Raw genomic sequence first — 22803 nt, forward strand, 5'->3', positions numbered from 1 at the left:
TTTATTCAGGAGATCACCATGTCAATCCACTCAGCACCCTCACACCCGCTCACCTTGTCCAACCCGCCGGGGCTGTATGACCCCAGCGCCAACGGCTACTCCCATGTGGCCCAAGTGGCTGCCGATACCCGGCTAGTGTTTATCGCCGGCCAAGGCGGGGAAACCGCCGATGGCCAACTTTCGGCTGACTTTTCCGATCAGGTACGCCAGGCTCTGGCCAACCTGCAGACGGCCCTGCGCTCGGTCGGCGCCGAGGTCGGCCTGGTGGCCAAGCTGACGGTACTGATCGTCGACCACAGTCATGCGCGCCTTGGGATTTTTGGCGCGCAATTGCAGCAACTCTGGGGCTCCTCGCCAACACCGGCCTGTACCCTGATACCGGTACCACGCTTGGCCCTGGATGGCATGTTGTTTGAAGTCGAGGCAGTGGCTGTGCTCCCCTCCTGAGCCCGGCCGGCCCTGGGCATATCGATCACACCCGTAGGCCTGACGGCTTCCAGGCCCCTCCCTCGATGATCAGTCGAGAACTATCGCTCCTGACGGAGCGATAGTCGAGATACAAGGTGCTGCCGAAGGCTGCGACCTTTGAACTGACCCGACGCCTCAATCCACAATGAACAACTTCGCACCAGTGGTGGTAAACGAGCGATGCCCCTCGGCATCGTTGCCTACCTGATAGCTCATTCCGGCAGTCAGCGTGAACTGGCGGCCATCTTCCAGTTCTGTGTGTAACTCGCCTTCCAGGCACAACAAAATATGACCTCTCCAGCACCAGTGATCGGCCAGATATCCGGGGCTGTATTCAACCATCCGCACACGCGTCGAACCAAACTGGCAGGTTCGCCAATAGGCTGTTCCCGTCTGGCCGGCATGCTCGACAGACTCAATCTTCGACCAATCGGTAGTCCCAAAGGGGATGGCGGTAAGGTCCATTATTGCCTCATCAACTTGAAGTGAATAAGGACCCTATCAATCGGGTCACGCTGCCGATAGACACAGATAGCCCGCATTTACGGAATACAGGCTTAAGAGCAAAACTAGTTGCCCCGCCCGCCACCAAACGACCACTCATCTGCTGCGGTCGTGGTAATCACCACCATCACGTCCTCAGAGTCGATACCCGGCGCTCGGCCCAGTCTCTCGACCAGGTTGCGATAGAAACGCTGTTTCGTCTCGACGTCTCGAGGGCGACCGGCCGTAATCGCGATCAGCACAAAGTTATGGCTGCGCGGGCCGCCCAGGTAACCTGGATCAAAGATCAGTTCGCCCGTGTCATGCTGGTGAATAACCTGGAACCGGTCGGCCATCGGCACCTCGAAGCTTTCTACCAAGGCGTCGTGCAGCCCTTGCGAAAGAGCCTGTAAATACTCGGCAGACTTTCCCCGGTGCAGTGAAATACGTGCAAATGGCATAAGGGCCTACTCCTGAAAAACCAACTGACAGGGGGAAACTATCAAGTCGCGACCATTCCGAATATCAGATTAAATAGCGGCCTTAGTCCTGAATTAGTGGATGATTCGATGCGCTGCCCGACCTTCGATCTTGATGTACTGCGTACTTTCGTGACCGGTGTGGAGTTCAACAGCTTTGCCAAAGCGGCGGATCGGCTCAATCGCTCGACGTCTGCCGTGAGCGCACAACTCAAGAAGCTTGAGGAACAGATAGGCACTCCGGTGCTGTGCAAATCCGGTCGAGGGCTGGTGTTGACGCCGATGGGTGAAACCCTGCTCAGCCATGCCCGTCGACTGCTTGAACTGAACGACAGCATTTTCCAGACCCTGCACGAAAGCCAGACTGCCGCCACGGTACGTCTCGGGCTTCAGGAAGACTTTGGCGAACACTTTCTCAGCGACATTCTGCGACGCTACGTCAAGATGTACCCTTTGGTGAGCCTCGAAGTCAGGATCGCGCGTAATGCCGAACTGCTTGCATTGATCGACAGCGGCGGCCTGGACCTGGCCCTGTCCTGGGACACAGGGCACAACTCCCCCTACGCCACGCGCCTGGGTGAAACACAGATGCACTGGATCGGGCCTCGTGACACGCCCCCCATCAACGCCTCTGTCGACTCCCCCCTGCCATTGATTCTGTTCGACGCCCCTTGCGTGTTACGCAGCGCGGCCATCCAGGCACTGGATGAGGCGCGGACTCCCTGGCGAATCGCGCTGACCAGCCCCAGCGTTGGTGGAATCTGGGCGGCCGTTGCGGCCGGTTTGGGCCTCACGGTGCGAACCCGCATTGGACTGCCAGGGCATCTCGCCGTCATTGCCGGTCTACCCACGTTGCCGACCCTCGGCTATGTGCTTTATCGAGGGGCAGAACACTTGGCGCCTGCCACCCGACAATTGGCTGCGTTGATACAAACGAGTCTGGAAAAGCAGGCGTTCAGTATCATTGGCGGTGCCCCCGAGACGGGTAGCGAATGACAAACGAGCCTGTGGATCAACCTGATCCCAACAGGATATTGACGTCAAAAAAAACAGAAGTTGCGCGATTACAGCTGAGGGTTGGGCGTGAAACATAGCCCTATGATTTATATAGACTTTTAAAAAAGTCGGCATTGGTAGCGCAAAGTTATCTAGAGACCTCTATTATTTCGTTATCGGCGAATTCGGCCTAATCACTGTTATGCGCCAGCGGCAAAACAAGCCCTTAATCAATAATTATGGGAGGGTAACATGTCGATAAAAAAAACAACCGCCTTACTCGTACTGGCTTTTAGCTTTTTCGGAGTGACGAGTTGTGCCGACATAAGAAATTATTCAGAAGTCTCAAGCGAAAGAAACAAGAGCATTGTTCCTGACATTGACTATTATGACCTTGCATACAATGTAGATATTATTGTGCTTCCTGCCGAAACAAAAACCAAAGAAAATGCAGATATAGACAAGAACATTTCAGGCGAATTACAAATGTCAAACTGGGGTAATGCCATCAAAGATGCGACCCAGAAAGAAATTCATAACAGTGATCGCTTTATCGAATTTGGAAACTACAGCGGTCGCATTGAAATAAGCACAGAAGTATCTTCAGTATCTACAAGCAACGCCCGGAGTGGAGTTCGATCGAAGTGCGATGTTACTTACACATATAAAGATTTAGTGTCAGGAAAGATACTCTCCAAGCATGAGAGCGCCATTGAAGTAATGGCACCACCCTCTGCCATACCAAAATCCAGCAATGGTTTTTTTTACAGCTTTGATCAACTTACATATGCTATTGCTCGCGAGGCGATTGTTGGCCTCATTCGGCTTTCACCTATTGCTGACATTCAGCTAACACAGAAACAAGTGAATTTTTATAACTCAAGCATTAAAAGAAAACCCAACCAAATCATTAGCTACGTTCCGATTGACAACCTTATTAAAAAGAATAAAAAAGAACTAAAATCTGCTTTTTCAACAGCTAGGAAAATGCAAAAAAACAATAATAAATTGGCTAAGAAAAACAAGTCAAAAGTTAGAGTAGACACCGTCTCTGCTCCCGCCATCCCCCCTCTGGAATCTAGCACAGCTAGTGACACACCCACCGCAGACGCCGTTAAATCGAGTGAAAACCCTGTCAGTCAGAACTCAAGCCTGGCTGCGACTGAAACTAAAACAGTCGATAGCAGTTCAAGAGACATTGCCAGTTCACCGGAGCCCTTTAAGGATGGCACCGTTAAAAACGACGTGCCCAGTGATGACGGCAGTGGATATATAGCCACCTCGGAGCACTACCAACCTCAAATCGAAGTATCGGCAGAGCAAGAAAGAGCAATGGATGAATGTTTGAAGGCGGAAAAAGCAAAGTTACAGGGAGCGACTGGCAATGCTGCTTCACGTACCGGATATACAGCCATCCCGGTACGCTATCAACCTCAAAACAAGGTATCGGCAGTGCAAGAAAGAGCAATGGATGAATGTTTGAAGAGGGAAAAAGCAAAGTTACGGTGAGCGACTGGCAATTCCGCTTCACGTACCGTGACATACAGCCATGCCAGGACCTAGCAACCTCAAAACAAGGTAGAGACAGAGCAAGCAATAGCCATGACCGAATGAATGGAAGACAAATAAAACAAACTCTACAGCCAATCCCGAAGAGTGCGACAGGGGACACAATGAGCAACTCATTCTGGGCGTCCACGATACAATGGATAAGTGCGGCTCTTCTGATACCGATTATTCTTCGGTGGCTCATGACAGGGCAGATGAAGGAACGGACAGCTGAGGAGTCCCGACTCTTGAGGTTACCGACAGCCGTCCTTATTATTGGTCTTACTTGCTTCCTGGGATTCTCCGCTGTGGCAATCGCCTCAAACATCTTCAGCAATAAAACAACTCCTGTATGGACAACGGTTACTTTTCTAAGCTTTGCACTACTGGGACTCTATCTAGTTGCCGGTTACTTTATCGAACGACACAAACTCTCGGAGCAGGGCCTTATATTCGGCCGAGTGTTCCGAAAGCAAGGATATTTAAGCTGGTCCGAGGTTTGTAGTGTTCGATATTCCAGGAATATGAATTACTTTCGGTTGGAAACGCACATGGGCAGTGTCGTGCGGATCTCGACCCTCTTCATGGGACTTCCCGAATTTGCGAAGCTGGTCCTCGCTAACGTCCCCCTTGAAACGATAGAACCCGGCACTTTTCCGATTTTGGAAGCAATCGCAAACTACAGCCCTGTTCAGTAGCCAGAGACGGATATTCGGCCCCAGGATGCCCCCCACTCCAGTTTCGGAGATGGGTTTGGGCAACACCAGCGGAAAAAACTGCGCTGACCTTCGTCCTATCTGATTTCAATTGGCGTTCCATCAGACACCAACGTCCAGATTTTTCGCATTTCGCTGTTAGTTACAGCAATGCAACCATCCGTCCAGTCCCATAGATGATGAAACGGTTGAAGCCACGCCCATCCGTTGGGTAGACCATGAATCATAATGTTACCGCCTGGCGCATATCCATTATGACGAGCTGATGCTTCGTCCGCTGGATTCGGATATGAGATATGCAAGCTGAGGTACGCCATTGATTTTGGATTGCGCCAGTCGATGAAATAACGTCCCTCTGGTGTTTTCTCATCCCTCTCCCGCTGCTTTGCGCCGTCATCCGCAGCTGCTCCAAGAGCTATACGATATTCGGCCAATACCACGCCCCCTTGCCATAACAACATGCGCCTTTCTTGCTTATTGACGGTTATAAGATCAGCACGTTTTTTTGGCTGATCGAACTCCGCGATTGGAGCCGGTCCTCCACCAAAGCGGGCCATAAATTGCGTATACCCTAATACGGCTATGAGTAAAAAACCGCCAACAATAGTTAAGCGCTTTATCATGTAAAATCCTTTCGATGAAAAGCCACAGTCAGTCCAGATTGCGGCGCTCTCAATTCCAATCCCGATTTGTTGCCCGTGCGAACCTCAACTCAGGGTGAATGCTGGGGGAGCATCCTACAAAGCCAAAATCTGCGGTGCAAGGCACATTAAACTGAAAGCAGTCATGTCGGCCGAGATGAAACTGCTCCCTGCAAAAAAACCACAAAAAAGCCCACTGGCCGTCACCGGTTCAGTGGGCTTTTTACAGGGCTTGCCACAGACTGCCCTTCCCTACGGCAGGGTGAAGGAACTTTCCGATTTTCCATTGACCTCTGAGAGGTCTCTTCAGCAAATAGGACCTTCTGCTACGCTAGCCGTCAGGATTAAAGGGCCACAGGGAAAAGGCAGGATGCTCACATTCGACACGCTATGGAAAAGCCACCCAGAAATATAAGGCAGACCAAAGTCGGAACTTTGCAATTTGGCTTTTGGGTAATGCGGGGGTTGGGTTGCTTTCGGTTGTCATGGGTGTCGTTTTGTATCGGCGATATCTGCGCAGGGCACGACACGCAAACACCACGAACTCGTAGGAGCTGCCGAAGACTGCGATCTTTGTTCAATCTCTGAGCAAGGATGCATCATTCGATTACTTTGTGAGCCCCGACCCGGCTATCCCGAATGGTGTACCTCATTTCTCAACGAGCCCGGCAGTGTATGCATATGGATTTTCTGGGCTATGTCCCACATTGAAGCAATGCAGATTTACTACGACTTTCTGGATTTCGGAACGTATCGAACCGAGTTTCCAGTGGACTCGGAGCCCTACCCGGATGCGTGGATAGCGGAGCAGCACGCCTATCTGTCAGCGCTCAAAAACGGACAAGGTTGATTGGTAATTTCAAGGATCGAGGACAGGGAATGAGCATTTTCAATCGCATCAAAACCTTCGCAAGTCGCAGCCAAGAGGAGCAAATCGTCGGTTATTCCATACCGGAGTTGAAGTCAGTTTTTACTGAGCCTTTATCACATCTCACCGAGCCTCTGGCTGACTATCCGCAAGTGGTGTCTTTGGAGGATGTAGGTGTCTCGGCCTATTACTCTGCCTTTTTAATCGGCAAAGAAGACGCTCATAAATTTTCGACACTCGTCGAATCGAATTTCAGATTCGAGGCTGAGAAGCCATTCAACGACCATCCCGTAGAGCGCTACTCAGACATCCGAGAAAACGAACACCTGATCTATTTCAAATCCGATGGAGAATTCAATTCCACAACGATCCGGGTGGTGACCAATAGCGTCGTTTTTCTGAACGTCATACAGGATGAGAAATTGGCTGTTCCGCCGCCCTGGATAGCGTTCGAGGGATACAACCCTTCCTGGTGGGGAAGCGATATGCAAGGCGCTCAGGGTTACTACAACGACAACTACTTCCTCCCCTTCTTCACTCAACTGAGTGATTCAGAAAAGCAGGCGTACTACGCAAGGTTTGAGGCTACGGATGAATGGATAAAAAGCCTGGAATTGATGCATGACGATGAATGAAGCCGTCCTATTCAGGTCTGCTCCGCAGCCCAACGGGGGCAAGCCCCCTCGCCACAAAAAGCGCGCCAAACTCAGGTGTTGCGCTACCTGCCAGAGCTGAATCCCAGGCACAAAAAAGCCCACTGACCGTCACCGGTTCAGTGGGCTTTTGACAGGGCCTCTAGTTACAGAGCCATATCCGTCGCAGCATTCTCTTTCACTGCCTTAGGCTTCTCAGCCGGAGCAGCAGGAGCCGCTGCCTGACCAATCACCGGTGGCGGAGTCAGCTCCAGCACCTTGGCGGTGTAAGCCCACTCTTGAGCCACTTTCTCAGGGCTGTTGTTCAGCTGAGTGCCATAGCTAGGCACGATCTGGTGCAGCTTTTCCTGCCAGGCTGGGGTGGCAACCTTGTCCTTGAACACTTTCTGCAGCACGGTCAGCATGATCGGTGCGGCAGTCGATGCGCCTGGCGATGCGCCCAGCAAGCCGGCGATGGTACCGTCTTGCGAAGCAACGATCTCGGTACCCAACTTCAGCACGCCACCAGCGGCTTCATCACGCTTGATGATTTGCACGCGCTGGCCGGCTTGCCACAGGCGCCAGTCTTCGGCTTTGGCGTTCGGGAAGTATTCTTTCAGGGCATTGAGGCGGTCTTCGTCAGACAGCATCAGTTGGCCTGCGAGGTACTCGACCAGTGGGTATTCCTTGATGCCGACGCGGGTCATTGGCCACACGTTGTGTGTGGTGGTGGTGGTCAGCAGGTCCAGGTACGAGCCTTCTTTGAGGAACTTGGTGCTGAAGGTCGCGAATGGGCCAAACAGGATGACGCGCTTGCCGTCCAGTACACGGGTGTCCAAGTGCGGAACCGACATTGGCGGTGCGCCAACGGAAGCTTTGCCGTAGGCCTTGGCCAGGTGTTGTTCGGCGATTGCCGGGTTATCGGTGACCAGGAACGAGCCGCCAACCGGGAAGCCTGCGTATTCCTTGGCTTCAGGAATGCCGGACTTCTGCAGCAGGTGCAGTGCACCGCCGCCCGCGCCGATGAACACGAACTTGGCGTCGGTTTCGGTTTTGGTGCCGTCTTTCAGGTTTTTGTAGCTGACGCGCCAGCTGCCGTCTGCGTTCTTGGTGATGTCTTGCACTTCGCTAGACAACTTCAAGTCGAACTTCGGCGTGGTTTGCAGGTGCGCGACGAACTGGCGGGTGATCTCGCCAAAGTTCATGTCGTTACCGAGCGGGCTCCAGGTGGCCGCGACTTTCTGGTTCGGGTCACGCCCCTCCATCATCAGCGGAACCCACTTCTTGATCACAGCCGGGTCTTCGGAGTACTGCATGCCGGCGAACAGCGGGCTCGCTTGCAGGGCTTCGTAGCGCTTTTTCAGGAACTTGATGTTGTCATCGCCCCACACAAAGCTCATGTGCGGAGTGGAGTTGATGAACGAACGCGGGTTCTTCAGCACGCCTTGCTGAACCTGCCAGGCCCAGAACTGACGGGAGATCTGGAAGGCTTCGTTGATTTCAACGGCTTTCGTGATCTGAACTTTGCCGTTCTCGTCTTCCGGGGTGTAGTTCAACTCGGCCAGGGCGGAGTGACCGGTACCGGCGTTGTTCCAGCCGTTGGAGCTTTCCAAGGCGACGCCGTCGAGGCGCTCGACCATTTCCATCGACAAATCGGGTTCCAGCTCATTGAGCCATACACCCAGCGTTGCACTCATGATGCCGCCGCCAATGAGCAGCACATCGACTTTCTTTGCCTCCGCGTAAGCGGACGTGATCCCCATCGACAAAGCCAGCCCCAGCAGGGCTGTGTTCAGTTTCTTAAACATTTGTAGCACCTATGATAAACGCCATCCGCCCTCAATCCTCAATCATGAGCAACCCAGGTTCACGGGTACGCAGGCAGCGTGCCGCGGGTTTCTGCATTCAGAAAGATTTGAAGGTGGGCACACAAGGCCGACGTGTCTCCATCGACCTCAGTTATATGTCCCTCGTGCACTGACTTCTTATCATTATTGGCTCAGCTACTTGAGCGACATTGATTCTGTCGCACGTCTGTGGACGTACGAACCGAATAAGTCAAACCAAGTTAATGCGACAGAATATCACGCCTCGGCCAGCCTGCGCGCCCGAAAGGACTCAACAGTCTAGGCGGGACGAGGCCCGCGTTCGGCGTTTTTGCTCAAACGATCCAGCACAAACGCCTTGGCGTTGCGCGTCATTTGGTCGAGATGCCGATCGCGTTGCTTCTCTGCATCGATCATTGCCCGCTTGCCGTGTTTTTGCAGCAGATACGTATGTATCTGCCGCACCTCCAAAGAACTGTAGATCGAGGTGACATCCAACAGCCCCATCAGGCCTTCAGTGCCGTGATCACGGGTGTTCATCAGCACCTGAGTGCCGCGCACGCCCAGCACTTGAAAGCCCATCGACTCGAACCAGGGCACCTTGGCGACGGTGCACGTCAACTCGGCATGGGGGTAGCGACCGAGCATGTCTTGCAGCATCGCCCGCGCGACACCCTGTCGCCGGTGACTGGCCTGCACCGCCATGTACGCCACGCCGCAGGCCTCGGGATCGTCCTTGACCGGCAGGTACAGCAAAAACCCGATGACCTTCTCGGGATCTTCATCATCCATGGCGACGATCAACTCGACCGCAATGCCTTTGGCGCCACCGAGCGCTTCCAGGTACAGATGAACCTCATAGCCCACCGTGTATTGATAGACGTTGTACAACGGGTTGCTCGGCGCGATGCCTACCATGCTGATGTCGGTCAGATTGTCGACGACCATCTGCAGAATCTGGCTGTTGATGGGCTCCGGGCAGGGAGTAGCAAAGTGGGTGAGCTGGGGCATTGCGTTTCTGACTCCGGGTTAATTCCTCCGCCATTGTCACAGATCGAGCCCCTTGCAGGAAAATCACCGCTCGGGCGCGACGATGCGAAAGCGGATGTTGATGTCGTTGGAGACCACCGTATCGCCCCACTCCCCCTCCCCGATCTTGAAGTCACTGCGTTTAAGAATGATGTCGCCATCGAAGATCCCGATGGCCTGCTCCGGCTTCAACAGCACCTCCACCTGCAACTCACGGGTCATGCCCCTGAGGTTAAGTTTGCCGGTGATCAGAAAGTGCTGATTGCCCAGCGCTTTCACCCGGGTCGATTCAAAGGTCGCCACCGGATAATCCGCTGTGTTGAACCAGGCAGGCTTTTGCAGCTCGGCATTGGCATCGCTGCTACCGGCGTCGATGCTGGCAAGGTCGATGGTCATCCTGGCGTGGGCCGCTTCGGGTTTTTTTGTATCGAAATCGAGTGTGGCGTCGAACTTGCCGAAGGTGCCGTAGACCCTGGAGCCGAACTGGTTATAGGTGAAGGAGATCTTGCTGGCGGTGCTGTTCACCCGGGTGTATTCGACGGCGTGGGCGCAGGGCAAGACGCCGATCGTGAGGATGGCGAGCACCGCAGTGAATCGCGGGAATCGAATAGGCATGGAATTCTCCGGGTAGAACGCCCTTCAGGGATTAAAGTGCCGCACCCATGTGGCTGCGATAGCAGGACTTAAGCAAATATTCGATGGTTATTCCAGCTCAGCAGAGCCCCTGTTCCCACAGAGCCCATCCCCTAGGCCTTTGAACTCGCCGGAAAGCCCGATGCGCCTAAAGTTGTGTTCTCGGCCGCCGACTCCTTTTTATTAAGTCCTCTTACGAAGGACCGTAAAGTAGTGAACCTACAGCGTGAAATTGACGAGGTTTTCGGAGGAAAAGCCTTCGAACGGCCACTGTTCTATTGCTACCCGGGAGGTTTGCGATTCAGCCTTTCTGAAAAGGGAACTGCCATTGAACAGTTTCTCCTGGCGCTTCAAAAAGCACGATGCATTTGCGATGACATATTCCCCGAGGGGGGATCGCTCGTTGTCTGTCTTCGTGTTCGTTCTGGAACAAATCCATTTGCACACCGGCCTGCTCTAGCGGAGCTTCGGGCGGCCGGTATCAAGATCCCCTCGAATCATTGCCGATGGCGTCACCCCATTCCTCCGGACGATTGGTTTGATGAAAATGAAGAAGAGCATTGGGCAAATGTCGCCTTTCATGCACCCTTGTCGCTACTTCAGAACTTTCTATGGTGTGCATTGGCGAAGGACTTTGGAGACATTCGGCCCCGCCCGTTTTGTGACATCTACTTTTTCAACCTGAACCTGCAGGTTATGGCATTTCCCTACGATGATCGCGGCATGGATGTCGTCGGTCCGAACAGGACTGCCCTGGCGCAGCTGTATCAGAGACATCAGCGTTTTTTACTAACCCATGATCGGCCAGTGATGGATGAGGTATTCGAAGTCCAGGAACCCCATCGTAGATAACGCTGACAACGATGCCAGAACTCCGAGATTTGGGCCCGATGGGGCGTACAACAGACTCAGCCCAAACTGCTCTTCGGTAAAGGAAAGTGCAATGCCACCACTGATATGGGATCCGTTTGACCTTTTCAACGCACTTGGGGTTGTTCCTTCTGAGGGAGAGTCCGGGATCTCACATCAGTACATCGTCGAACAGGGCGCTGTCAGACTGCAATTGACCATTTGGCAATTTGATTGCGATGTTGAAGTCCAGCTGTGGGCGGCTCCGCTACCAAACCCAATAGTGCGGTACTCAATGCTCGATTGCCCGGGTATACGCGTCGTTGACGATAAACGTGGTCGTTTTTTAGAGTTCGCTGCGTCTAATACCTTCTCGGGTCGCTACGACGGCTATTCAGTCATTCCTTATGGCTTAAGGCTCTGGATTGATCCGCAAATTTTTCTTGAGCCATTCACCTACTCGTGATTAGTGCTCCCACGTCTTTACCCGCCCCACCATTGCTGGATAATGGCACCCCGCCACAATCAGGCCCTGACCTTGATTTCTCAAGGTTTTGTATTGCTACAGCCTGACAGTCACCTTCAAGGATGGACGATCGGCTACGGAACAAGGAGTCAGCACCGTGATATCTCAGCAAAATCCAGCACTATCGCTCACCCGCACCCAGAAACTCACCTCATTGATCACCCGTGGCATGGCAGGCCTCAGCGTCGTACTGGGCGCCATGTGGACGTTAATCACCTATGCCGTGCCGGACCCGAGTGTGTTCGGTTTCAGCTTCATCAGCTGGAAAAACGTGGTGCTGTTGGTGAGTGCATTTATGTTTCTGGGAGCCATTTCCATCGGCTGGCAGATTCGTAACTTCACGCCGATGCTGCGAGGTGCAATGCAGTTTTTCATGGTCGCTGGCTTGTCTTTCGGCTTCTTCATCCTGGGCACCGAATACGCCAAGCCCTCTTTCGAATTCGCCAAACTCCAAGCCAAGATCGTCGAAAACGAAGGTAACAACCTGCTCGGCAAACGTATGGAAGTGCTGGATAACATTCGCATCGAACTGGAGGGTTGCGAGAACATCGGCCGCCTGCCCACCTGCACGTTTGAAATGACCAATCTGAACGTGGACCGCAGCTTTCGCTTCGACGACGGCACCCGGCTATTCGACGAGTCTGGTGGCCCGCTGAAGTTCGAGTCGATCCGGGTGGGCCAGGTCGAGGACAACGCCTGGTTGCGCTTTCAGCTGATTCGCAACGTACCGACACGCGTTACGCTGATCTTCCAGCAGAGCAACAGCAAGCTCAGCAAAACACCAGCGATCAAGTTGGTGTTTCGGGATGGGAATGATGAGACGCTTACCGTCAAATTCAGTGAAGTTGTAATGCGCTAGGTGCTGGAACAGGGCTCTTTCTTGGTTTCTTCAAACTACGCGACTATCCACGTTATGCCATTCCAGCCCAGACGCACTACAGATCGCATCACAACTTAAGAATTCGTCTGTAGGGGCTGGCTACGTATAAGCCCCAACCATCCACTTCACTTTCTCCAGCGCCTCTCTAAGCGCCCCCATCTCCACCGAGCCCAACGCCAGGCGAAATGCATGCGGAACGTTGGCCGAAGTGGCAAAGGGTTCGGCGGTTGAAACCGAGACATTTTCCCGCTGCAGTGCCATGGCAATCTGATCGGCCCGTGCGTCTTCCGACAACGGCAGCCAAAGAAAATAGGACGATGGATGGCCAATACAGCGCAGCCCCGTCAGCACCTCGCTGGCCATCGCTTGCCGTGCCTGCGCGTCCCGGCGCTTTTCGGCTTCCAGTTGCATGACCGTGCCGTCGTCGAGCCATGCGGTGGCAATCGCCGTCATTACCCCCGGTGTATTCCAGGTGGTTGCCTTGATCGTGCGTTCCAGCGCGGGCACGTTCTGCAGGGGGGCGACGACGAAGCCTACGCGCAGCCCGGTGGCCACGCTTTTGGACAGCCCTGACACGTAAACCGTCCGCTCGGGGGCGAGTACCGCCAGCGGTGCGGGGGGATTCTCCGCGAGGAAGGCGTAAGCAGCGTCTTCAATGATCAGCAGCCCATGCTCGCGCGCAATCGTCACCAGGTATTCGCGTTGCTCGGCACTCATCACCCAGCCCAGCGGATTGTGCAGGGTCGGCATCGTGTACACGGCCCGCACGCGTCGATGGCGGCACAGGCTTTCCAGCGCCTGCAGATCAGGCCCGTGATCGAGCACCGCAATGGGCACGATTTCAAGGTGCAGTGTGTCGGCCAGGGCTTTGAACCCCGGATAGGTCAACGCGTCCGCGGCAATCACGTCACCGGGTTGCAACAGCGCCATCATCGTCACCGCCAGCCCTTGCTGGGCACCGGTGACGATCAGCACTTGCTCAGCCTCAACCGTCAGACCGCGAACGCGCAAATGGCGCGCCACGGCGGCGCGTTCATGCGGGCGTCCTGCGTGTGGCTGGTAGCGCAGCAACGCTTCCAGATCGCCGGCCGAGGCAAGTTGGCGCAGGGCATTGCGCAACAGTTCGGCCTGCCCGGGAAGTGCTGGATAGTTGAAGTTCAGGTCGGTCATGCCGGCGGCAACGCTGTGTTGGTCGATAGCCTGGTTGGGCGACCACGAGGTTTCCCTGACAAACGTCCCCCGCCCCGTCTCCCCACTGACCAGGCCCATGGCTTCCAGCTCTGCATAGACCCGGCTTGCCGTCACCAGCGCCAGGCCTTCCGTTGTCGCCAACTGACGGTGCGTCGGCAGGCGCGTGCCCGGCAACAGGCGTCCAGAGCGGATATCCGCCGCCAATGCATCCACCAGAGATTTGTAGCGGGAACGAGGCATGCGCAAGTGTATCCATGACAATATTTTGATTGTATTAAGTTTCATCCATACGATGCCTTCCATGCAACCTGGCATGAAGGGATCCTCAATGGAACGCACATCGAACCTGCAACACCACACTACGGAAACGACCGGGAGCGGATGGCTCAACGGTTTTATCGGCGTGCTCATCTTCAGCGGCTCGCTGCCGGCGACACGGGTGGCCGTTCTGCAGTTCGACCCGGTTTTCCTGACGGTCGCCCGGGCCAGTATCGCTGCCATTGTGGCGCTGTGCATGCTGCTGCTGTTCAAGGAAAAACGCCCGGCCAGCAATCAGCTGCTCTCCCTGGCAATCGTGGCCCTGGGCGTTGTATTGGGGTTTCCGTTGCTAACCGCACTGGCCCTGCAATATGTAACGTCTGCGCACTCCATCGTCTTCGTTGGCCTGCTGCCGCTCGCCACCGCAGCGTTCGGGGTCTGGCGCGGTGGCGAGCGGCCCCGGCCGGTGTTCTGGTTCTTCTCGGTGCTGGGCAGCCTGCTGGTGGTGGGGTTTGCCGTCTCCCAGGGCCTGACGGCTTCTCCCGCGGGGGACATTCTGATGTTGCTGGCCATCCTGGCGTGCGGGTTGGGTTATGCCGAAGGTGCGAAGCTTTCAAAGACACTGGGAGGCTGGCAGGTGATTTCCTGGGCGCTGATGCTGTCGCTGCCCGTCATGGCCCCGCTGACCTGGTTGTTGGCCCCGCCTTCGCTCTCGGCAATCACTCCGCCCGCGTGGTTGAGCCTGGCTTACGTCTCGCTGTTCAGCATGTTGATTGGCTTTGTGTTCTGGTATCGCGGCCTGGCTCAGGGCGGGATTGCCGCCGTCGGCCAGCTTCAGTTGCTGCAGCCGTTTTTCGGCCTGGCATTGGCGGCCACGCTGCTGCACGAGCAGGTCAGCCTTGGCATGCTGGGGGTGACCGTGGCGGTGATTATTTGCGTGGCCGGGGCACGAAAATTCTCGAAATAGACGGCTCGCGTGGCGAAAAAAATCAAGCTGAAATCACCAGTCGTGCAACAGAAAGCCCCTGGTCGGGAAACCGGCCAGGGGCTTTTTTGTAGCGACCAGACCACTAAAGAGGCCCCGTCAGCTCCACGTTGTCGCGGTACTCCGGCACCGAGACCGACCAGCCCAACTCCAGGCTGATGCGCCGGCGCAATACATCCGAAGCGTTGGGTTCGCCATGTACCACATAGGTGTGTTTCGGTGGCCGCTTGAAGCCGCGCAACCACGCCATGATTTCATCGGCGTCGGCGTGCGCGGATAAGGTTTCCATCGGCACCACTTCGGCGCGAATCGGCACGTCTTTGCCGTGAATACGTACCGACGGGGCGCCTGCGATGATCTGCGCGCCGCGGGTGCCGCCCGCCTGAAAGCCCGGTACCAACAGCGTATTGAGCGGGTTGGGCGCCAGCGCCTTGAGGTGGTGCAGCACCCGCCCGCCAGTGGCCATGCCGCTGGCGGCGATGATCACCGCGGGTGTGCGCTGCTGGTCCAGGTCGATGGAGTCTCTGGTGGAACGCACAAAACGCGTGACATGGCACATGCCTTCGCACTCCTCCAGGGACAACCGGTGTTCGCTGCGAAAACGCTGGTACAAGCGCGTGACGTCGGTGGCCATGGGGCTGTTGAGGTAGATCGGCAGGTCGGGAATCGCGTGTTTTTGTTGCAAGCGATACAGGTGGTACATCAGCAACTGCGCCCGACCGACCGCGAACGATGGCACCAGCGTGATGCCATGGCGCAGTGCGGTACGGGTGATGACCTCGGCCAGTTGATCTTCCGGGGATTCGTCGGGATGCCGACGGTCACCGTAGGTCGACTCCACCAGCAGATAATCGGCCTGTTCGATCGTCTCCGGGGCAAACATCAATGGATCGTTCGGCCGCCCCAGATCCCCGGAGCACACCAGGGTCATGCCATCAGCGACGATTTCCACGATCGCTGCGCCCAGAATATGCCCGGCACCGCGCAACAGAATGCTCATCCCCGGGACAATGTCGAGCCGGTGGTGCAATTGCACCGGCCGCAGTAATTTCAATGCCCGCTCAGCGTCTTGCTCGGTGTACAGCGGCAAGGCCGGGGTGTGTTTGGAGAAGCCGTGGCGATTGGCGAACTCGGCCTCTTCTTCCTGCAAGCGGCCGCTGTCGCACAGCAGGATTTTCACCAATTCACAGGTGGCTGGCGTCGCATATACAGGGCCGCGATAACCGTTGCGAACCAACACCGGCAGGTAGCCGCTGTGATCCAGATGCGCGTGGGTCAGCACAATGGCTTCGAGGTCGCGAACCGGCAGCTGGAACGGGTCCCAGTTGTGCAAGCGCAGTTGTTTATAGCCCTGGAACAGGCCGCAATCGATCAGCACATGCTGGTCGCGATGTTCCAGCAGGTACTTGCTGCCCGTGACCGTGCCCGCAGCACCGAGAAATGTCATTCGCATGGCCGTTTCCTTGCGCATTTATGGAGCGCTATTGATCGCTCCTTTACGCCCATGGGCGGTTGATTTTTATCAACCGAGGCCACACGGGTTGATCTTTTCAGTCGAGCCGGGGCAATGGCTTGACGATCGTCAGGCTGCAAGGTGACCGGTTCAACACACTTTCTGCCGTGCTGCCGATGAATATATCGATCCCGCGATGGTAGGTCGTTCCCAGCACCACCATGTCGAAAGCACGTTGTTGTGCGAAACGGGCAATCACCTCGGGGGGAGCGCCGGGCAACAGATGACGCTGTTGTTTCTCGATTCCGTAGCGTTCGGCAAGCGCCTCAAAGGCCTCCAACTGAGCATCACTGACCGCGTCTCTCAAACTGCCACCCAGTGTCGCTGTCGGCACATTCACTTGCGCCTCCCCCAACTCCGACCAGCCGCTGACATTGAGCAGGTGCAAGGTAGCACCGCAAGATTCGGCCAGGCTCGATGCGAGGTCGAGAATCCGGTCATTGAGCCCTTGGGTCAGCTCCTCCAGATGGGACAAATCGATGGTCGCCAGTATGCTCAACGGCTTGGGATTGATGGCATCGATGACCAGGTGCAAGGGCGCCGGACAGTCGCGCAGCAACTGCCAGTCCAGAGGCCGATGGAAGGCGCGATCGAGCGCCGATACGCGGTGGGTGTCCTTGATCACCAAGTCTGCATGGAAGTCATTCACGTACTCCAGCAGATGCGCCAGGGTCGGTCTGGCCCACACCACTTCAGTGGTCACCTGCGCGCCTTCGCATCGTTGAAACCGGGCTTGCTGCTCCAGCCATTGACGATGTACCTGCAAGTAACCTTCCCGCGCCTGGGCCATTGCGTCGTGGTCAAACAAACCGGCCGCCGCCAGCGCCTGGACATAATCGAAAGCGACAATGTGCAACACCGCACCGGTTGCACAGGCCAAGGCCCGCGCCCGTTCGAACGCCGGGGTGCGGATCATTTCGGTCGGGGCAATCAATAGCAAACGTTGAATTTTCACCCTCACCCACCTCGTCTGGATAGCTTCAGGTTGAGACTCAAGTATCGAGGGGCTCTGGCCATGAGGCTCTGATTTTTATCAACTAATGGCCGGTCAGGCATCGGCTTGGCGCCCGACGCTTGAACCCGGCTGCCTGACCGCCAATAGGCTGCCCGGCACCGAGTACAGCGCCCGCTCTGTATTGCTGCCGATCAAACGGTCGATCCCCACGCGATGTACCGTGCCCATCACCACCACATCCGCCAGGTATTGCTCGACAAACTCACTGATCACCGGCACCGGCAAGCCCATGACAAAGTGCCGACGCTCGGGAGGAACACCGTAACGATCCGCCAGGGTGATAAACGCCCGGTGCAGGGATTCACGCAATTCTTCGGCGAAGTCCACCCCCCAGCCACCGGCGATCAGCGGCGCATCGCCATTGAATGCCGGCGACAAGTCGTAGGCGTACAGCAGGTGCAGCGGTGCGTCGCACTGCAGCGCCAGTGCGTTGGCCGTCTGGATGATGGTGTCGTTCAAGCCACTGATTTGCGTCGCCGGATCGAACGGGTCCACGGCGGCCACGACCCGGTGCGGCAGTGCGTAACGGATCTGGTTGACCAAGTGCACCGGGATCGGACATTCGCGAAGCAGGTGGCAATCGAGCGGGGTGATGAACACCCGTTTGAGCGCCGGCTCCAGGGTGACGTCCTTGATCAGCAGGTCGGGCTTGAGGTCTTCGATTGTCTTCAAAATGTCCAGCAGCGGATGGGTGGTGAAGACGGCCTCAACGGTCACGTCCACACCCTGCCCGCTAAGCCGCTCGACCTCGTCGGCCACCCAACGATGACAGTGGCGCAGATAACGCTGATACCCCGCCTCGTCGATTTTTTCTTCCCATAAATGAACAATCGGTGCCGGATCGACAAAGGCCCGCACATCCAGCGCGGCCCCGCTCGCCTTGGCCAGCGCAACGGCACGGAGCAAGGCAGGGGACTGATGCAGGGTCCGGTCGGCAATCAGCAACAAACGTTGATATTGACCCATCTCACACCTCCGCTCGAAACCGGTCCTTACGCGCCGGCATGGGCCAAGACTGCGCTCGTTACCCCCTCCCCCAGGTTGATTTACATCAAATACCCGCCAATGAACGCCCTCATGACGGGTGTCTGATCCAGATCAGATTCAACGGCTGCCAGCAGGGTAAAAAGGTATCGACCGCGTGACTGATTTCCACGCATCCGCTTTTCAAACAGAATGGAGGACCGTCCATGCTCACAGTCAAAGACCACAATGATCGGGCCGCGGCCGCCTATGCCGCAGTCACCGGAAAGTACTGGATCGAAGCGCTCAAGGACGGCCGCCATGTGCTGATCCGGCCACTGCTGGAAAAGGACCGCGAACTTGAATACGCCTTCATCAAGCGCCTGTCACCCGAGTCCCGGCACATGCGTTTTCTCGCGCAGATCAACGAGCCCGGCGCCGCCATGCTCGATCAGTTGATGGACACCGACAACAAACAGCGCATGGCCTACATCGCGCTGGTTCACGAAAACGGCAAATTGATCGAAATCGGCGTCAGTCGCTACGCCGCCACAGCGGAACATGAGTGTGAGTGCGCGGTGACGGTCGCTGATGAATGGCAGCACTTGGGCCTGGGCACCATTTTGATGGAACATCTGATCAAGGCGGCCCGCAGAAACGGTTTTAATCAGATGTATTCGATCGACGCCGCAAGCAACACCCTCATGCGCGACCTGACCAAAGCCTTGGGTTTCGAGCGGCACAATGATCCCAACGACAGTCGCCAGGTCATTCATCGTCTGTATATGTCGTAAAGCCGATTGCCCCACGACGTACCGGCCAACAGTCCGCCGTGGGGCAAGTCAATGTTCAGGGTCATAACGACCTGTCGGGTTTGATCGCCAGCACACTGCAAGGGGCTCGGTGCAAGAGCTGTTCGGCAGTCGTCCCCAATAGCTTGCTCAACCCCGAGTGCTGCACCGTCCCCATCACAATGACATCGGTGTGATGGTCCTCGGCGAACTTGCAAATACTCGGCAATGGCACACCTTCGATGAAGTGCCGACGCTCCGACGGCACGCCGTGACGCTCGGCCAGCGCCGTAAACGTCTGGTGTTGCGCCGTGCCCATGGCTTCGTAAAGACCGGAGGCCAACGGGAGTGCGCCAACGCCCATGTCCAGGGCATACACGGCCGTCCAGTCATACACATGCACCAACTCGATTTGCGCCTCGCACTGTTCAGCCAGCTTGGTGGCGGCGTCGATAATCTGGTCATTGAATACCAGGTCCTGCTCTTCGCTACGCAACACATCGACGATGGCCAGCACGTTACGTGGCCGCGCGTTCCGGGCGTTGGTCACCAGATGCACCGGCACCGGGCAATCGCGCAACAACTGCCAATCCAGCGGTGTGAAAAACACCCGTTTCAACGCCGACTCTTCCTGGGCGTCCTTGATGATCAGACTCAGCGACATCTCGTTGACGAATTGCAGGATTTCCTCGTAAGGGTGCTGTACCCACACCACCTCGCTGGTGACCTCGACGCCGTGTTTGCTTATCAATTGGGCTTGCTCGGCAAGCCATTGCCGATGGGTTTGCAAATAGCCTTCCCGGGCCTGGGCAATTTGCTCGGGGGCGAACAGGCCGGCGACGGCCAAGGCCTGCAAGTAATCGAATGCCACGATGTGCAGCGGCGATTGCATCGCGCGGGCCAACGCGGCGGCCCGGTCGAACGCCGGAGTACGGGTCATGGAATGGGGGGCGATCAACAGTAAACGCTGAGTCTGCGACATGGGACACCTCGGCACGCGGCCATCTCGATGCAATGAGTAGAACCCTAGAGTGATCGCGACAGATTCGGGCGACTTGATCTTTGTCAGCTACAGCGCGCGTATGCACGTTAATGCAGCAACATGCCCGCCCACATTGCCAACGTCAGCAAGACCTGGCCGGGAATGATATACGCGGCGAACCGTCGCCCGCCGCTGACCCAGGCCACCAGGCATTTGCTCAGGGAGTTACTGCTGACGGCAACCAGCGTGGGCCCGGCAATGGCGTCGAACGGCAACAGCCCGGCCTTGGCCAGAGCGGCAATGGACGCCGTCGAAGAATGGGCATCGGCGAAACCGGTGAGCGTCGTCGTGACCATCACGCCCACTTCACCAAAGTGGCTGAGCACCATCGAAGACACAAAGGTGATGCCGGTCATGGTCAGTGTGATGACCAACGCCAGCTTGAGGTTGAATGCACCGCCGACCTTGACCGGCTGATGGGCGTCACTCGCAGGTTGCGGGAACATCAGGCTCAGGCCATACAGCGCCGTGGCGGCGGCACCACACAACAGCGGTCCCCACATGTGCCGCAACAAACCGGTGTCGACCGCTCCCAGGATCAGGCCGACCTCAATGATGGTGGCCAGGTTGGACAGCATCGCTGCCGCGCTCAGGATTTTGATGTTGCCTGGCTCCTTGGCGGCAAGATGCCCCATCGCGGCGATGGTCGCGATGCTGGAAGCGAATCCGGAAGCGATGGCGCTGACTGCATAGCCGTAACGCGCGCCCAGGATACGAACGGCAATATGCCCTATCGCTCCGACGGCCATCAGCAACACGGTCAAGCTGCAAATGGTGCGCAGATTGATAGAGGCATACGGACCGATAAAACGGTCAGGCGCCAATGGCAACACCACCAGCGCGGCGACCAACAGCACCAGACCGTCGCGCATTTCCGCTTCAGTCAATTGGCTACGCGCAAAGTGGTGCAGCTTTTGACGATACGTCAGCAGCCCCGCCACCACCACACCAATGGCAATGGCCAACTCCGGCGCGGTGCCACACCACGCCCCCAATACCAACACCGTGAATAACGCCACTTCACTGGTGACACCAGGATCATGGCTCAGGCTTCGCCAGTAAGCCACGGTGACCAGCAAGGCCAGACAGATCGCCATGGTGCCCAACAGCAGACCGCCACCGACCTGCATCGCCACATACCCCAGCAATGCGGTGATCGCAAATGTGCGTAATCCGGCACAGGCGCGACTATCCCCCCGCCCCTTGTGCCGTTCACGTTCAAGGCCGATGAGCATGCCGATCCCCAGCGCAGCTGCCGCCCCTGCCAGGCCCAAGGTGTCGTTCATGTGATTCCTGTCCGGGTAAGCCACAACCCCAAGACTGCACCGGCATGACGCAGCAGAGGTTGATAGTGGTCAATGTTTTATAGATGGACGTGGCGCACCCCGCCACACGTCGGGACGCAGGGCTGGATCACTCGCCAGATTGATAAAGATCAATCCCGCCCCCTCGGTCAACGGCAGGATAAAAGCCAGAGGACCACTGCCCAAACGCAGGGGTGCCAGTGAGTACAGGAATATCTACGATTATTGACGGGAGTTTGGTCATGTCTGAGCAATTACGCTTCATGCTGGTCGTCTCGCCCCTTATGGAAAACAGCCCCGCGTTCGACCGCGCCGCTGCATTGGCCAAGGCCTCGGACGCAGCCCTGCACATCGTCGCCTTCGATTACCTGCAAGGCTTGGCAACGGCGAGCATGGTCAACGAACAAGCGCTGGAGGAGATGCGGCTGGGGTATGTCGAGCGCCATCGGCAATGGCTCGAAGAACAGGCTCGTCCCTTGCGTAAAATCGGGGTGCCCGTCACCACGGAGGTGATTTGGGTTGAACGACCTTTGCAGGAAATCCTCATTCATCTCAAAGAACAACCCATGGCGGTACTGATCAAGGCACTGGAATACGAGTCGCTGCTGTCACGCATCATGTTCACCCCCCTGGATATCCATTTGCTGCGTGAATGCCCGGTGCCGCTGCATTTTGTCAGCCACGTGAAGCACGCGCTGCCGCGCAGAATCGTCGCCGCGGTCGATCCCTTCCATAGCAATACCCAGTACAAGGATTTCAACGACAGGATTTTGCGCGAGGCCTCAAAACTGGCCAGCGCCTGTAACGCTCAACTCGACGTGATCTACGCCCACGACCTTTCATCCATCAGCGCAGACGAGTTCGATTACGACAGTAGTTCAGCACTGTTTTCCCCAGGCAAAGCCAAGACGTTATTTGATGCTCAGGCCGATGCCTTCCGCGAACTGGCCGAGCGCAATGGTATTGCGCCAGAGCAACAGCACATGATCATGGGCAACCCGACCAAGGTCCTTACCCAATACGCCGACGCCTACGACATCGACGTGATTTTCATGGGCCGGGTCGGCCACCGAGGCGTGGGCCGATTGGTGGGCAGCACGGTGGAGCATCTGCTGTACAAAATGCCGTGCAGTGTCTGGGTGGTTTCACCTGAGGAACTGTAGAGCG

Annotated in this window: 22 protein-coding genes; 10 read left to right on the forward strand and 12 right to left on the reverse strand. The window is 56.4% G+C overall.

The window, feature by feature from the left end; translation table 11 throughout:
- Window positions 1-18: 18 nt before the first annotated feature.
- Complete coding sequence (locus J3D54_RS28585; RefSeq protein ID WP_253425757.1) at window positions 19-447, forward strand: RidA family protein; 429 nt, start codon at window positions 19-21, stop codon at window positions 445-447.
- 156 nt (window positions 448-603) lie between these two features.
- Here the strand turns inward: J3D54_RS28585 and J3D54_RS28590 are convergent, their stop codons facing one another.
- Window positions 604-933, reverse strand: a complete 330-nt coding sequence (locus tag J3D54_RS28590) for a DHCW motif cupin fold protein (RefSeq protein ID WP_253425758.1) — start codon at window positions 931-933, stop codon at window positions 604-606.
- Window positions 934-1037: 104 nt separating this feature from the next.
- Complete coding sequence (locus tag J3D54_RS28595; RefSeq protein ID WP_253425759.1) at window positions 1038-1412, reverse strand: tautomerase family protein; 375 nt, start codon at window positions 1410-1412, stop codon at window positions 1038-1040.
- Window positions 1413-1520: 108 nt separating this feature from the next.
- On the opposite strand from J3D54_RS28595, the gene J3D54_RS28600 reads away from it, so the two are divergent.
- Window positions 1521-2426, forward strand: coding sequence for a LysR substrate-binding domain-containing protein (locus J3D54_RS28600; RefSeq protein ID WP_253425760.1), 906 nt, complete (start codon window positions 1521-1523; stop codon window positions 2424-2426).
- A 252-nt stretch (window positions 2427-2678) separates the two neighbouring features.
- Window positions 2679-3935, forward strand: coding sequence for a hypothetical protein (locus J3D54_RS28605; RefSeq protein ID WP_253425761.1), 1257 nt, complete (start codon window positions 2679-2681; stop codon window positions 3933-3935).
- An 832-nt stretch (window positions 3936-4767) separates the two neighbouring features.
- Here the strand turns inward: J3D54_RS28605 and J3D54_RS28610 are convergent.
- Window positions 4768-5313: a murein L,D-transpeptidase family protein gene (locus J3D54_RS28610; RefSeq protein ID WP_253425763.1), complete on the reverse strand. Its 546-nt coding sequence runs from the start codon at window positions 5311-5313 to the stop codon at window positions 4768-4770.
- Window positions 5314-6210: 897 nt separating this feature from the next.
- On the opposite strand from J3D54_RS28610, the gene J3D54_RS28615 reads away from it, so the two are divergent.
- Entirely contained in the window at window positions 6211-6834 is a 624-nt protein-coding gene (locus J3D54_RS28615; protein WP_253425765.1) for a hypothetical protein, read from the forward strand.
- 164 nt (window positions 6835-6998) lie between these two features.
- Here J3D54_RS28615 and mqo read toward each other — a convergent pair whose 3' ends face one another.
- The 3 genes from mqo to J3D54_RS28630 all read right to left on the reverse strand — a co-directional run bounded on the left by mqo (window position 6999) and on the right by J3D54_RS28630 (window position 10301).
- Window positions 6999-8639: a malate dehydrogenase (quinone) gene (gene mqo / locus J3D54_RS28620; RefSeq protein ID WP_253425767.1), complete on the reverse strand. Its 1641-nt coding sequence runs from the start codon at window positions 8637-8639 to the stop codon at window positions 6999-7001.
- A 318-nt stretch (window positions 8640-8957) separates the two neighbouring features.
- Window positions 8958-9668, reverse strand: coding sequence for a GNAT family N-acetyltransferase (locus J3D54_RS28625; RefSeq protein ID WP_253425770.1), 711 nt, complete (start codon window positions 9666-9668; stop codon window positions 8958-8960).
- 63 nt (window positions 9669-9731) lie between these two features.
- The gene (locus J3D54_RS28630; protein WP_253425774.1) at window positions 9732-10301 is read right to left on the reverse strand and encodes a YceI family protein; all 570 of its coding nucleotides are present in this window, start codon (window positions 10299-10301) and stop codon (window positions 9732-9734) included.
- 231 nt (window positions 10302-10532) lie between these two features.
- Here J3D54_RS28630 and J3D54_RS28635 point away from each other — a divergent pair, with 231 nt between their 5' ends.
- From J3D54_RS28635 to J3D54_RS28645, 3 genes are all read left to right on the forward strand, one after another.
- Window positions 10533-11171, forward strand: coding sequence for a DUF3885 domain-containing protein (locus J3D54_RS28635; protein WP_253425777.1), 639 nt, complete (start codon window positions 10533-10535; stop codon window positions 11169-11171).
- 91 nt (window positions 11172-11262) lie between these two features.
- Window positions 11263-11634 (forward strand): Ypar14, super integron cassette, encoded by a 372-nt coding sequence (locus J3D54_RS28640; protein WP_253425780.1) that lies wholly within the window; start codon window positions 11263-11265, stop codon window positions 11632-11634.
- Between the two features lie 157 nt (window positions 11635-11791).
- Window positions 11792-12553, forward strand: a complete 762-nt coding sequence (locus tag J3D54_RS28645; protein WP_253425783.1) for a hypothetical protein — start codon at window positions 11792-11794, stop codon at window positions 12551-12553.
- A 120-nt stretch (window positions 12554-12673) separates the two neighbouring features.
- On the opposite strand, the gene J3D54_RS28650 is transcribed toward J3D54_RS28645, so the two are convergent.
- Complete coding sequence (locus tag J3D54_RS28650) at window positions 12674-14005, reverse strand: PLP-dependent aminotransferase family protein (RefSeq protein ID WP_253425786.1); 1332 nt, start codon at window positions 14003-14005, stop codon at window positions 12674-12676.
- Window positions 14006-14093: 88 nt separating this feature from the next.
- On the opposite strand from J3D54_RS28650, the gene J3D54_RS28655 reads away from it, so the two are divergent.
- Complete coding sequence (locus J3D54_RS28655) at window positions 14094-14990, forward strand: DMT family transporter (RefSeq protein WP_253425789.1); 897 nt, start codon at window positions 14094-14096, stop codon at window positions 14988-14990.
- A gap of 103 nt (window positions 14991-15093) precedes the next feature.
- Here J3D54_RS28655 and J3D54_RS28660 read toward each other — a convergent pair whose 3' ends face one another.
- The 3 genes from J3D54_RS28660 to J3D54_RS28670 all read right to left on the reverse strand — a co-directional run bounded on the left by J3D54_RS28660 (window position 15094) and on the right by J3D54_RS28670 (window position 18502).
- A complete protein-coding gene (locus tag J3D54_RS28660) occupies window positions 15094-16461 on the reverse strand; it encodes an MBL fold metallo-hydrolase RNA specificity domain-containing protein (RefSeq protein WP_253425792.1) in 1368 nt (455 codons plus the stop codon).
- Window positions 16462-16558: 97 nt separating this feature from the next.
- Window positions 16559-17476 carry a universal stress protein gene (locus J3D54_RS28665; protein WP_253425795.1) on the reverse strand — a complete coding sequence of 306 codons (918 nt, stop codon included), beginning with the start codon at window positions 17474-17476 and terminating at the stop codon, window positions 16559-16561.
- A gap of 93 nt (window positions 17477-17569) precedes the next feature.
- On the reverse strand, window positions 17570-18502 hold the full coding sequence (locus J3D54_RS28670) for a universal stress protein (protein WP_253425798.1): 933 nt from the start codon (window positions 18500-18502) through the stop codon (window positions 17570-17572).
- 224 nt (window positions 18503-18726) lie between these two features.
- Between J3D54_RS28670 and J3D54_RS28675 the strand changes: the two genes are divergently transcribed.
- Window positions 18727-19293 carry a GNAT family N-acetyltransferase gene (locus J3D54_RS28675; RefSeq protein ID WP_253425801.1) on the forward strand — a complete coding sequence of 189 codons (567 nt, stop codon included), beginning with the start codon at window positions 18727-18729 and terminating at the stop codon, window positions 19291-19293.
- Window positions 19294-19354: 61 nt separating this feature from the next.
- Here the strand turns inward: J3D54_RS28675 and J3D54_RS28680 are convergent, their stop codons facing one another.
- Complete coding sequence (locus J3D54_RS28680) at window positions 19355-20272, reverse strand: universal stress protein (RefSeq protein WP_253425803.1); 918 nt, start codon at window positions 20270-20272, stop codon at window positions 19355-19357.
- Window positions 20273-20379: 107 nt separating this feature from the next.
- The gene (locus tag J3D54_RS28685) at window positions 20380-21618 is read right to left on the reverse strand and encodes an MgtC/SapB family protein (protein WP_253425805.1); all 1239 of its coding nucleotides are present in this window, start codon (window positions 21616-21618) and stop codon (window positions 20380-20382) included.
- 260 nt (window positions 21619-21878) lie between these two features.
- On the opposite strand from J3D54_RS28685, the gene J3D54_RS28690 reads away from it, so the two are divergent.
- Complete coding sequence (locus tag J3D54_RS28690; protein WP_253425807.1) at window positions 21879-22799, forward strand: universal stress protein; 921 nt, start codon at window positions 21879-21881, stop codon at window positions 22797-22799.
- Window positions 22800-22803: the final 4 nt, after the last annotated feature.

Origin of the sequence: Pseudomonas sp. GGS8 (assembly GCF_024168645.1) — a bacterium.
Taxonomy (GTDB): Bacteria; Pseudomonadota; Gammaproteobacteria; order Pseudomonadales; family Pseudomonadaceae; genus Aquipseudomonas.

Excerpts from the sequence above, each read along its gene's own strand:
- J3D54_RS28585 (WP_253425757.1), top strand. The coding sequence starts at position 19 with ATGTCAATCCACTCAGCACCCTCACACCCGCTCACCTTGTCCAACCCG.
- J3D54_RS28590 (WP_253425758.1), bottom strand. The coding sequence starts at position 933 with ATGGACCTTACCGCCATCCCCTTTGGGACTACCGATTGGTCGAAGATT.
- J3D54_RS28595 (WP_253425759.1), bottom strand. The coding sequence starts at position 1,412 with ATGCCATTTGCACGTATTTCACTGCACCGGGGAAAGTCTGCCGAGTAT.
- J3D54_RS28600 (WP_253425760.1), top strand. The coding sequence starts at position 1,521 with ATGCGCTGCCCGACCTTCGATCTTGATGTACTGCGTACTTTCGTGACC.
- J3D54_RS28605 (WP_253425761.1), top strand. The coding sequence starts at position 2,679 with ATGTCGATAAAAAAAACAACCGCCTTACTCGTACTGGCTTTTAGCTTT.
- J3D54_RS28610 (WP_253425763.1), bottom strand. The coding sequence starts at position 5,313 with ATGATAAAGCGCTTAACTATTGTTGGCGGTTTTTTACTCATAGCCGTA.
- J3D54_RS28615 (WP_253425765.1), top strand. The coding sequence starts at position 6,211 with ATGAGCATTTTCAATCGCATCAAAACCTTCGCAAGTCGCAGCCAAGAG.
- mqo (WP_253425767.1), bottom strand. The coding sequence starts at position 8,639 with ATGTTTAAGAAACTGAACACAGCCCTGCTGGGGCTGGCTTTGTCGATG.
- J3D54_RS28625 (WP_253425770.1), bottom strand. The coding sequence starts at position 9,668 with ATGCCCCAGCTCACCCACTTTGCTACTCCCTGCCCGGAGCCCATCAAC.
- J3D54_RS28630 (WP_253425774.1), bottom strand. The coding sequence starts at position 10,301 with ATGCCTATTCGATTCCCGCGATTCACTGCGGTGCTCGCCATCCTCACG.
- J3D54_RS28640 (WP_253425780.1), top strand. The coding sequence starts at position 11,263 with ATGCCACCACTGATATGGGATCCGTTTGACCTTTTCAACGCACTTGGG.
- J3D54_RS28650 (WP_253425786.1), bottom strand. The coding sequence starts at position 14,005 with ATGCCTCGTTCCCGCTACAAATCTCTGGTGGATGCATTGGCGGCGGAT.
- J3D54_RS28655 (WP_253425789.1), top strand. The coding sequence starts at position 14,094 with ATGGAACGCACATCGAACCTGCAACACCACACTACGGAAACGACCGGG.
- J3D54_RS28660 (WP_253425792.1), bottom strand. The coding sequence starts at position 16,461 with ATGCGAATGACATTTCTCGGTGCTGCGGGCACGGTCACGGGCAGCAAG.
- J3D54_RS28670 (WP_253425798.1), bottom strand. The coding sequence starts at position 18,502 with ATGGGTCAATATCAACGTTTGTTGCTGATTGCCGACCGGACCCTGCAT.
- J3D54_RS28675 (WP_253425801.1), top strand. The coding sequence starts at position 18,727 with ATGCTCACAGTCAAAGACCACAATGATCGGGCCGCGGCCGCCTATGCC.
- J3D54_RS28680 (WP_253425803.1), bottom strand. The coding sequence starts at position 20,272 with ATGTCGCAGACTCAGCGTTTACTGTTGATCGCCCCCCATTCCATGACC.
- J3D54_RS28685 (WP_253425805.1), bottom strand. The coding sequence starts at position 21,618 with ATGAACGACACCTTGGGCCTGGCAGGGGCGGCAGCTGCGCTGGGGATC.
- J3D54_RS28690 (WP_253425807.1), top strand. The coding sequence starts at position 21,879 with ATGTCTGAGCAATTACGCTTCATGCTGGTCGTCTCGCCCCTTATGGAA.